Source organism: Streptomyces cahuitamycinicus, assembly GCF_002891435.1.
Taxonomy (GTDB): domain Bacteria; phylum Actinomycetota; class Actinomycetes; order Streptomycetales; family Streptomycetaceae; genus Streptomyces; species Streptomyces cahuitamycinicus.
In genome coordinates this window covers 1-9954 of the sequence record NZ_POUC01000302.1, presented here as the reverse complement: position 1 = coordinate 9954, position 9954 = coordinate 1, and the positions used below count along the sequence as shown (strand labels likewise).

Sequence of the window (9954 nt, the reverse complement as noted above, 5' to 3'; positions counted from 1 at the left end):
GGCCCGGGCCACGCGGACGGCTTCGACCCAGCCGGTGATCAGGGCGCCGGCGGCGGCGATGTTGACGGGGGCGTGCCGGGTGAGGGGCCACAGGAGGCGTCGGCCGGGGGGCTGCCCGCCGCGGGCGACCAGGAGCCCGGAGAGGGCCGCTCCGGCGCGGGCGAAAGTCTGCGACCGGCGTCCCACGCGCCGGGCGGCGGGGATCGCCGTGAGCAGCCGCCAGACGTCGGCGAGGCCGCCGGGGACCAGCGCGTCGACGCCCCAGGAGACGGCGCCCCCTCCGTCGGTGAGGGCGATGGCCACGTCACCGGCGGGCAGTCCGGCCACGACGTGCCCTTTGCCGGACTCGTCCAGGCGGGCGACGGTCACGACGACGTGCCCGTCGTCCTGCAGGGCCCGTACGACGTCTCCGAACGGCTCGGCGCTCGGGGCGACCTCGTCGGCGAGCCGGGTGATGTCCTTCAGGTCGGAGCCGCCGGCGATCACGACGTGCAGTCCTGCCCGGCGGGCCGCGTCCAGGACAGCCTCGGCGAAGGGGTGGACCGGGTCGTCGGGGAGGCCGTCGTCGGTGTCGTCCTGCCGCAGGCTGCGCAGGGCGTCGGCGTGCAGGACGAGGGCGTCGGCGATCTCCAGCTGCCGCAGGCGCTCCCCGTCGCGCAGGAGGATCCCGGCGTGGGCGAGGAAGGTGCCGAGGGTCGCGCCGAAGGCGGCCGGTCCGTACCGGGCCGCCTTCGGGGACCCGGCGAGGACCGCTTCGGCGGCGTCGTTCGCGCTGTGTGTGACGAGGAGGGTCGCGGCGGCGCCGGCGAGGCTGCCGGTGCTGGCGTGCGAGGCGTACTCAGCGGCGGGGGTCACCTTGAGCGGCGGCCGGGCGTCCGTGGGGCAGGCCAGGCTGGTGCGCTCGGCGTGGCAGACGTCGTCGTGCAGCGCCTCGAAGGCCGCGGCCCTGGCCACCGCCTCCGTGAGCTGGTTGCCGCGCAGGATGCCGTCGAGCACGAGCGCCAGCGGGGTCTGGCCGATGCCGTGGGTGGCGGCGTTGGCGGCGGCGAGGAGGAGTTCCATGCCGGACGTGCCGAACCGCTGCCGGAGCAGGGCCCGGAAGCGGGGGTTCTCACGCAGCAGCGTGACGGTTGCGGTGACCACGCGCGGGGTGGGCGGCAGCCGCAGGGACCGGCCGGCCAGGGCTCCGGCCGCGCCGGCGGCGTCCAGCAGGATCGCCGCCGCGGTGACGCGCACCTCGGCGGGGTCGCCGGGGTGGCTGGTGTCGCGGACGTTCGGGTCGGCGCCCTCGGCCAGGCCGAGGCGGCTGGCGAGTGCGGTGGCCCGCTCGGTGACGCGGTCGGTGGCGGCGTCCTCGGCCACGGTGACGACCAGGCGGGCCAGTCCCCCGTCCCAGTACGCCGTGAGCACGTCCGGGTGCTCGACGAGTTCCTGGGCGACCTTGTGGGCGATCGCTCCGGGGTCGCCGCCGGAGTGCCGCAGTGCGAGGTGGAGGCGCCGGCCGGCCGTCCAGTGCCGGTCGCCGGTCAGGGCGTTGCGCGCGACGTTGCGGACGCGGCGGGTGGTGTCGTAGGCGGAGGTCACCGATCGGGCGGCGTCGCGGGCGGCGCCTGCGGCCGCGCCGGCCACGGCCCCGACGAGCGGGGTGACGTCGAAGCGTGTGAGCATCTGCTGGTGTCCCGACTCAGCCGGTGGGGCGGCTGTTGTGTGTCTGCCCGTGGGGCTGCTCCTCGCCGTGGTGCGCGGTGGCCTCGGCGACCTGCTTCAGCGCGGAGGCGGTGGCGGTGTCGCCGACCTTGGCGGGCTGTTCATGGACGTGCTGTTCCGGCCGGTCGTGCCGGTAGTGGGAGGCGGCGAGTCGGCCGCCGGGTCCGTACGCGGAGGTGTCCTCGTCGCCCCGGGCGGAGCGGCGGTCCCCGTCCTCGCCGGCCGGTGTTCCGCCGTTCGGGGACGGGTGGTCGGGCCGCTGCCCGGGGTGCGGCTGGGTGAGCCAGGCGACGGCCGCGCCGGTCACCGCCACCGGCCATTCCACCAGTCCGGCCACGCCGAGCACTCCGGCGCCGGCGTAGACGGCCATCCGGCGGCCGCGCGGTGAGACCGTGCCGATCCTGTCCAGCGCCTCCGTGGCCACCTTGCCCACGTGCTCCGCACCGGGCAGGTGCCTGAGGCCCGAGGCCATGGCCCGCAACGGCTGCGGAAGATCGGGCGAACGAGATGTTTCCTGGTTCATGTCGACCTCCACGTGCGCGTTGTCCTACGGCCTCATCCGGTTTCCCAGCTCCTGGCCCCATATTCCGCCTTCGGCGGGGGACGCGCTTGTCTTGTTCGGCCGGGGTGTCAGAGCACCGTCTCGCCGTCGTGGACCCCGCCCATGCAGCGCTTGGTGTAGGACGGCGAGCCGTCACCCACGGCGGAGATGACGATCATGCCGCCACCGGCGACGCACTGGCTCGCGGTGACGTCTGCCGGGAGGGCGGCGGCAGCAGCCGGCACGGCGAGTGCGGTGGCGGTCAGGGCAGTGAGCAGGGCGTACGACAACGTGCGCATCAGGGCTCCCTCAGGGGCGTACGGCCGGGCGGTCCGGCCCTGCCCCAGGCAGGGGGCGACGAGCGGCCGGTCGCCTGTGACGACGCGCCGGACGAGAAGGCCGACGGCCCGCGGGTCGAGGCGGATCCCAGACCGCTGGGCAGCCCGTCCACGCCGGAACACGGGACGGCACGGACCCCGTGCCACTGGACAACCCATCCACGCCGGAACACGGGACGGCACGGAGCATGCAGCGGGCGCGTCCATGCGCCGCACGTTCCCGCGGGCACCGCACGCCCCCGCGGCGGCCGGGCGTCGCGAGGCTGGTCAACCGGCCCTGGAGGGAGGCGACATCGTGCGGGGCCGGCGGCCTTCGGAAGCCGTCCGTGTCGGGTCGGGAGCGCCGGGTACTCAGTGCAGGCAAACAGGCCGTCTCGGGTCCGGACACCGCACGGTGCGGAGTGTCCGGTTCGGCGAAGGAGTGGTCATGACGCAGAACGGTGATGACGCGACGCTCGTCCGGCGACCGGGGATCCCCGACCTCCGGACGGCTCCGGAGGGAGCCGAGCCCGCGCCACCACAGGACCCGCAGGCGGACCAGCCGCCGCAGGAGCTGCCCCTGGACCGCAACCAGGCGATCCTGGAGGCGGCCAAGCAGGTCGGCGCTCTGCTGAAGCGCAAGGGGCACCTGTTCGCCCTGGCCGGCAGCGTGGCCGCGTACGCCCACGGCGGCGAGAAGAACATGCAGCACGACGTCGACTTCGCGATCCGCCCCGAGGACGCGGACGCGGTGGCGGCGACGCTGCGCGACGCCGGGCTGACGGTCTACACGCCGCCGGAGGACTGGCTGATCAAGGCCACGTGTTTCGGGCAGCCGGTCGACATCATCTTCGAGTTGGCGCACCGGCCGGTCGGCGCGGACATGCTGGAGCGGGCCGAAGAGCTGTCGGTCGACTCGGTGCGCATGCCCGTGCTGGCCCCGACCGATCTGCTGTGGAGCCTGACCGCCGCGTTCTCCGAGCACCACTGCGATTTCGGGGCGGCCCTGCCCATCGCGCGTGCGCTGCGGGAGAAGGTCGACTGGGAGCAGGTGCGGCGCGAGTGCGGGGACGAGCCCATGCCCGCGGCGTTCTTCTTCCTCCTGGAGCGCCTGAACGTCATCTGAAGGAGCACCCACATGAGCACCCTCGGTTCACAGGACGCGGGCGGCGGGCCGCCCGCCGAGAACCTGGAGTACCGCATCGCCCACCTCCAGGACCGTCTCGCCTCCGGCGAACTCGGTGAACTGGGCGTACGGGTCGAGGCGCGTGGCAGGGCGGTGCTGCTCACCGGCACCGTGCCCTCGGCGCCCTGCCGCGAGGAGATCGTGCGCACCGTGGAGGAGGAGCTCGCCGGCTTCCCCGTGCACAGCGACCTCGTGGTCACCGAGGCGTCCTCCCCCGACCATGCGGAGGAGCTCTCATGATCCGCATCGCAGCCGTCGGAGACATCCACATGGGGCCCGAGAGCCAGGGCGTGCTCCGCCCCGCCTTCGAGACCCTGCCCGAGTGCGCCGATCTCCTGCTGCTGGCCGGGGACCTCACCCGGCACGGCACGCCCGAGGAGATGCGGGTGGTGGCCCGGGAGGTCCGGGACCTCGCCGTTCCGGTCGTCGCCGTCCTGGGCAACCACGACCACCACGACGACCGCCCGGACGAGGTCACGGCCATCCTCCGGGACGCCGGCGCGCATGTGCTGGAGGGACAGGGGACGGTCGTGGAGAGCGGCGGCGCGCGGATCGGCGTCGCCGGGACCAAGGGCTTCGGCGGCGGTTTCGTGGGCCGCTGCGCCGGGGAGTTCGGCGAGCCGGTCATGAAGGAGTTCGTCCGGTACTCCCGCCGGAGCGCCGACGCGCTGCGGACCGCACTGGAGCGACTGGGCGAGGAGGGCTGTGACGCGCGGATCGCGCTGACCCACTACTCCCCCGTCGCGGACACGCTGGCCGGCGAGCCGCTGGAGATCTACCCCTTCCTGGGCAGCTATCTGCTGGCCGAGGCGATCGACACCGCCGGCGCCGACCTCGCGGTGCACGGGCACGCGCACGCCGGCACCGAGCACGGCATGACGAGCGGCGGTGTGCGGGTGCGCAACGTCGCCCAGCCGGTCATCGGACGGGCCTTCCACGTCTACCACCTGCCGGTCCGGGAGCCCGCCGCGACCGGCGCCGCCGCACAACGGGTCCGCTGAGCGGGCCCTTCCCCCTCCGCCGCCGGCGTTCGCCGGCGGCGTTTTCCGTTGTCCGCCGCCCGGCGCACCCACCACCCGGGTACCGCCTGTGGTGTGAACCTCCCGCACGTCGCGCCCGTTTCAGCCATTTTGTCTGCTTAGCATGCGAACTCCGCGCTCCGCACGTCGGCGATGTCCCCACGCGTCCGCTCGGGGCGCACGTGCCCCCTACGAGAGGACATCAGATGGCGCTGACGGGCCGTCAAATGCCACTCTCTCCGAGCAAGCCTTCTCCCCGCACGACGCCGTACTGCGCAGCGCGGCGCCGCACCTCGCCCGCCGTCGCTTCCTGACCGTCACCGCGGCCGCCGCGATGCTCGCCTTCAGCACCAACCGGCCGGCGCGCGGTGCCACCGCCGCCCGCGAACTCGACGCCACCCGGATCACCGACAACCCGTTCACCCTCGGCATCGCCTCCGGGGACCCGCTGTCCGACTCCGTGCTGATCTGGACCCGGCTCGCGCCCCAGCCGTTCGCGGAGGACGGCGGCCTCGGCCAGGAGCGGGTCACCGTCTCCTGGGAAGTGGCCCTGGACGAGTGGTTCGTCGTCGTCGAGCAGCAGGGGACCGCCACAGCCCACCCCGAGTACGCCCACAGCGTGCACGTCGACGTCAAGGGCCTGCGGCCGGACAGCGAGTACTACTACCGGTTCCGGGTGGGCACCTGGATCAGTCCCGTGGGCCGCACCCGCACCGCGCCGGCCCCGGGCGATGACACCGACAGCCTGCGGCTGGCCGCCGTCGCCTGCCAGGCCTACCAGGACGGCTACTACACCGCCCACCGGCATTTGGCACAGGAGGACGTCGACGTGGTCTTCTTCCTCGGCGACTACCTGTACGAGTACGGGGTGGACTCCGCCGGCGGGGCCCGCCGCTACACCGACCGCAAGCTGCCCGACGTGTTCAACCGCGAGGCGACCACGCTCGCGGACTACCGGCTGCGCTACGCGCTCTACAAGAGCGATCCGGACCTGCAGGCCGCGCACGCCCAGCACCCGTTCGTCGTGACCTGGGACGACCACGAGACGGAGAACAACCACGCGGGCGCCTACGACGAGAAGGGCAGTGCCCCGGAGGAGTTCCTGGTGCGGCGGGCCGCGGCCTATCGGGCGTACTGGGAGAACCAGCCGCTGCGCGCCGAGCAGCGTCCGAACGGGCCCGACGCCCGGCTGTACCGGCGGCTGTCCTGGGGCTCGCTCGCCCAGTTCGACATCCTCGACACCCGCCAGTACCGCTCGGACCAGGCCTACGGCGACCGACCGCACGAGCCGGGCGCCGAATCGGACGATCCGGCCCGCACCCTCACCGGCGCCGATCAGGAGCGCTGGCTGCTGGACGGCTGGTAGAAGTCGAACGCGCTGTGGCACGTACTACCCCAGCAGGTGTGCTTCTCCCAGCGCAAGTTCGACCTGACCGAACCGGCCCGGGTCTCCATGGACGCCTGGGACGGCTATCGGGCCTCCCGCAGCCGCGTCATGGCGGGCGCGAAGGCCGCCGGCATCGACAACTGGATGGTCCTCACCGGGGACGTCCACCGCGGATACGCCTTCGATATAAGGAGGACTTCGACGACCCGGCCTCCAAGACGGTCGGCACGGAGTTCGCCTGCACGTCCGTCGCCAGCGGCGGCAACGGCACCGCGAAGCCGGGCGACTGGGAGACGTACATGAAGGCCAACCCTCACATGAAGTACTTCGACGGCCGGCGCGGCTACGTCCGGGTCGACATGGGCCACGAGAGGCCCCAGGTCGACTTCCGGACCGTCTCGGCCATCACGACGCCCGGCGGGGGCATCTCCACGACCGCGTCCTTCGTGACCGAGGCGGGTTCGCCCGGCCTGAAGTCCGTGTGAGGCGCCCGCCCGTACTGCACATGGCGCCGTTCCCCGCGCCAGAGCGCCGAACGGGGCGGCCCGGGACACCGCACCGGCCGTTCCCTCGAGGTCTGTGCGGAAGCCCACCACGATCGACACCCGAAATCGAATGCTGAGATCGAAGGAGACGCATCGCATGGTCCACAGACCTGCCGTGACCGGTCGCCGGGTGGCGCTGACCGCGCTTGGCGTGCTCGTCGCCACCGGGATCCCCGCCGCCGTCGCGGCCGAGCCGACGCCCGCGGCGGGCCTCCTGCCCACGGCCGCCCAGACCCTCGGCGCCGACCGGCCGTCGGCGCCGGTGCTGCGCGCCATGGAGCGCGACCTCGGGCTGACCCCCGCCCGGGCGTCCCGGCGTCTGGTCAACGAGGCGGAGGCGGGCACCCGGGCAGGACGGCTGCGCAACGCCCTGGGCGACCGCTTCGCGGGGGCCTGGCTGCGCGGCACTACATCACAGGAACTTGTGGTGGCGACCACGGACGCCGCGGACGTGCCGGCCATCACGGCGCAGGGCGCGAAGGCGATCGTCGTGAAGAAGACGCTGCGCGACCTGCGGGCCGCCAAGCAGAAGCTGGACGCGGCGGCCGTCCGGGTCAGCACCCGCGAGACACCGCTGTGGTACGTCGACATCCCGGCCAACCGGGTCGTGGTGGAGGCCGGGAGCAAGGCCGCCGCGGCGGCGTTCGTCGAGGCCGCGGGTCTCGACGGCAAGAGCGTGAGCGTGAAGGTCACGGCGAACCGGCCGCGGCTCATGGAGGATCTCACCGGCGGGGACGCCTACTACATCGACGGCACCGCCAACTGCTCCATCGGCTTCTCCGTCACCAAGGGCGAGCAGGAGGGCTTCGCCTCGGCGGGCCACTGCGGCAGGCAGGGCGCCAAGACGACCGGGCACAACCAGGCGGACCAGGGCACGTTCCAGGCATCCACGTTCCCCGGCAAGGACATGTCGTGGGTGGCCGTCACCGACCTGTGGAAGGCCACGCCGAACGTGAAGGGCGAGGGCGGGCAGACGGTGCAGGTCACCGGCTCGGTCCAGGCGCTGGTCGGGGCGGCGGTCTGCCGCTCGGGGTCCACCACGGGGTGGCACTGCGGCAAGGTCGAGCAGCACGACACCAGTGTCAGCTACGCCGAGGGCAGGGTGGACGGGCTGACACAGACGACGGTGTGCGCCGAGGCGGGCGACTCCGGCGGGCCGTACGTCTCGGGCGTCCAGGCGCAGGGCGTGACGTCCGGCGGCAGCGGCGACTGCAAGACCGGCGGCACCACGTTCTACCAGCCGGTCAACCCGCTGCTCAGCGATTTCGGCCTCACCCTGAAGACCGCCGAGGCCGAGTCCCCGGCGCCGCAGGGCAGTGCCGCCTCGACGTGGGCCGCGGGCCGCGTGTACGAGGCGGGCGTCACGGTGACGCACGAGAGTGTGCGCTACCAGTGCCTGCAGACGCACCAGGCCCAAAGTCCTTGGGTCCCCGCCCGCACCCCCGCCCTGTGGCAGCGGGTGTGACGAGGGGTCAGGGCTGTCCGGCGCCGGCGCGGCACGGGCAGTCGGCGCCGGGCGGGTCCGGCCGGTCCTCCGCGAGCATCGCGTACGCGGTGGCGACGAACGGGGTCCTGGGCGCGGGAGCGGCGCGTGCAGACGGCCGCAAGTGCCGTGCCGGTGTCGGGGCGGAAGCCCAGGGTGGCGCCGCTGTCGAAGAACATCGGCCGGCCGCCGGTGGGGTGACGGAACCAGGCGACGGTGTGCACGTGCCGGTGCGTCAGGCCCCGGCGGAGCACCGGGTGGCACACCGCGCGCAGGGCGGGGCAAGGTCCGGTGGCGCGTCGTCCGGCCGCGGATGAGCCTCCAGAAAGGCGAGCAGGTCGTACGGCGTGGCCCGTACGGCACCGGCCGCCTATAGCCGCCGGCGTCGAGGGGCGGCACGGGTGTCCTGCCGTCCCTGCCGTGCCCGACGGCGTCGAGCCCGGAGTCGTCCGCGCGCAGGGTCGTGCCGTCGAGGCCGAGCGGGCGCAGCACCCGGCCGGTGAGGAGGTCCTCCCTCGGCGTACCGGTCGCGGCGGCCAGGGCGTGTCCGAGGACGGCGACGCCGAAGTCGGAGTAGCCCCAGCGGGTGCCCGGGCGGTGCCGTTGCCGGTGGCGCAGGAGGCGTCGAAGACCCGGACGGCCGGGAAGCGGCGTAGGGGTAGGTGCGCCACGCGGGCAGGCTCCGGCGGATGAAGCCGGACGGGAGGGCGGGGAGTCCGGAGGATTCACTTGAACAGCATTCTCAACAGCTCACGCGTGCGTCACCGCGTCGCGCGCCACGACCCGCAGCGTCCGGACCGTGGGGTCGGCCGCGTCGGGGATGAGGACGCCGTGCTCGACGCCGCTGCGCAGATAGTCCAGGACCTCGTCGGTGATGACCTCGCCCGGCGCCACCACGGGCACGCCCGGCGGGTACGGGCTGATCATCTCCGCGGCGATCCGGCCCGCGGCCCGCTCGGCCGGCACGTGCTCGACCGGGGCGAAGAACGCCGCGCGGGGCAGCATGGCCTGCTCCAGTTCCAGCGCCGAGGGCTCGGGCAGCCGGACCGCGGGACGCCGTTCGACGGAGTCCGCGTGCTCGACGAGCGCCCGCAGGGCGTCCAGCAGCACCTCCTCGGTCTCGTCGTCGTCCGCGCAGGTGATCGAGGCGCTGATGCGGCAGCTGTCCGAGCCGCCGACGTCCACATGGCGGTGGACGCGCAACCACTCCACCGCCTGCATGCCGCTCATGCCGAGCTTGCGGACATCGATCACGATCTTGAGCGGATCGAGGTCTGCGGCGAGCCCCTCCTCCACGATCTCCCGGCCCATGGGCCGCAGACCCGGCAGTTCGGCGGCCGCCGCCCGGACGCGATGGGCACGGCGGATGGCCGCCTCCAGCAGCTCGTGCCCCTGTTCGACCATCTGCCGGCGCCAGCCGTCGAGCGTGGCGTAGACGAGGGACGAGGCGCTGGTGGTGCCGAGCAGGTCCTCCCGCTGTGCGAGGACCTCGGGCGCCACACGGTCGTACTGGAGGTGGAAGACGGAGCTCTGCTCCACCGCCCCGCCCATCTTGTGCACGCTGGTCACCACCAGGTCGGCCTCGGCGTCCATGCCCCACGCGGGCAACTCGGGGTGGAACGGCAGGTGGGCGCCCCAGGCCTCGTCCACGATGAAGGGGACGTCGAACGCGTGGCACACCCGGGCCACTCCCGTGACGTCGGCGCAGGAACCCCAATCGGTGGGCGTGATGAGCAGCATCCCCTTGGCGTCCGGGTGCTCCCTGAGTC

General features: G+C 73.6%; 7 protein-coding genes and 3 pseudogenes. 5 read left to right on the top strand and 5 right to left on the bottom strand.

The genetic code is table 11. From position 1 onward, the window contains the following. The 3 genes and pseudogenes from C1J00_RS47720 to C1J00_RS30475 all read right to left on the bottom strand — a co-directional run. Positions 1–1668: pseudogene (locus tag C1J00_RS47720) on the bottom strand (cation-translocating P-type ATPase); the annotation flags it as partial. 16 nt (positions 1669–1684) lie between these two features. Further along, on the bottom strand, positions 1685–2230 hold the full coding sequence (locus C1J00_RS45555; protein ID WP_180989746.1) for a hypothetical protein: 546 nt from the start codon (positions 2228–2230) through the stop codon (positions 1685–1687). 107 nt (positions 2231–2337) lie between these two features. Next, positions 2338–2547 carry a hypothetical protein gene (locus C1J00_RS30475; RefSeq protein WP_102912215.1) on the bottom strand — a complete coding sequence of 70 codons (210 nt, stop codon included), beginning with the start codon at positions 2545–2547 and terminating at the stop codon, positions 2338–2340. Between the two features lie 466 nt (positions 2548–3013). Here C1J00_RS30475 and C1J00_RS30470 point away from each other — a divergent pair, with 466 nt between their 5' ends. The 5 genes and pseudogenes from C1J00_RS30470 (at position 3014) to C1J00_RS30450 (ending at position 8167) form a co-directional block, all read left to right on the top strand. Beyond that, entirely contained in the window at positions 3014–3691 is a 678-nt protein-coding gene (locus C1J00_RS30470) for a nucleotidyltransferase family protein (RefSeq protein ID WP_102912214.1), read from the top strand. A 12-nt stretch (positions 3692–3703) separates the two neighbouring features. Next, positions 3704–3991 carry a BON domain-containing protein gene (locus C1J00_RS30465; RefSeq protein ID WP_102912213.1) on the top strand — a complete coding sequence of 96 codons (288 nt, stop codon included), beginning with the start codon at positions 3704–3706 and terminating at the stop codon, positions 3989–3991. Continuing rightward, positions 3988–4752, top strand: a complete 765-nt coding sequence (locus C1J00_RS30460; protein WP_102912212.1) for a metallophosphoesterase family protein — start codon at positions 3988–3990, stop codon at positions 4750–4752. The genes C1J00_RS30465 and C1J00_RS30460 overlap by 4 nt, the downstream gene beginning before the upstream one ends. Before the next feature lie 224 nt (positions 4753–4976). Then, positions 4977–6642: pseudogene (locus C1J00_RS30455) on the top strand (alkaline phosphatase D family protein). Positions 6643–6799: 157 nt separating this feature from the next. Next, on the top strand, positions 6800–8167 hold the full coding sequence (locus tag C1J00_RS30450) for an alpha-lytic protease prodomain-containing protein (protein WP_102912211.1): 1368 nt from the start codon (positions 6800–6802) through the stop codon (positions 8165–8167). A 7-nt stretch (positions 8168–8174) separates the two neighbouring features. On the opposite strand, the pseudogene C1J00_RS48370 reads toward C1J00_RS30450, so the two are convergent. Both C1J00_RS48370 and C1J00_RS30440 read right to left on the bottom strand, forming a co-directional pair. After that, positions 8175–8915 (bottom strand): annotated as a pseudogene (locus C1J00_RS48370) (serine hydrolase domain-containing protein); the annotation flags it as partial. A 20-nt stretch (positions 8916–8935) separates the two neighbouring features. Next, positions 8936–9954: aminotransferase class I/II-fold pyridoxal phosphate-dependent enzyme (locus C1J00_RS30440; protein ID WP_102912210.1), on the bottom strand; the 1019-nt coding region annotated here is incomplete at its 5' end.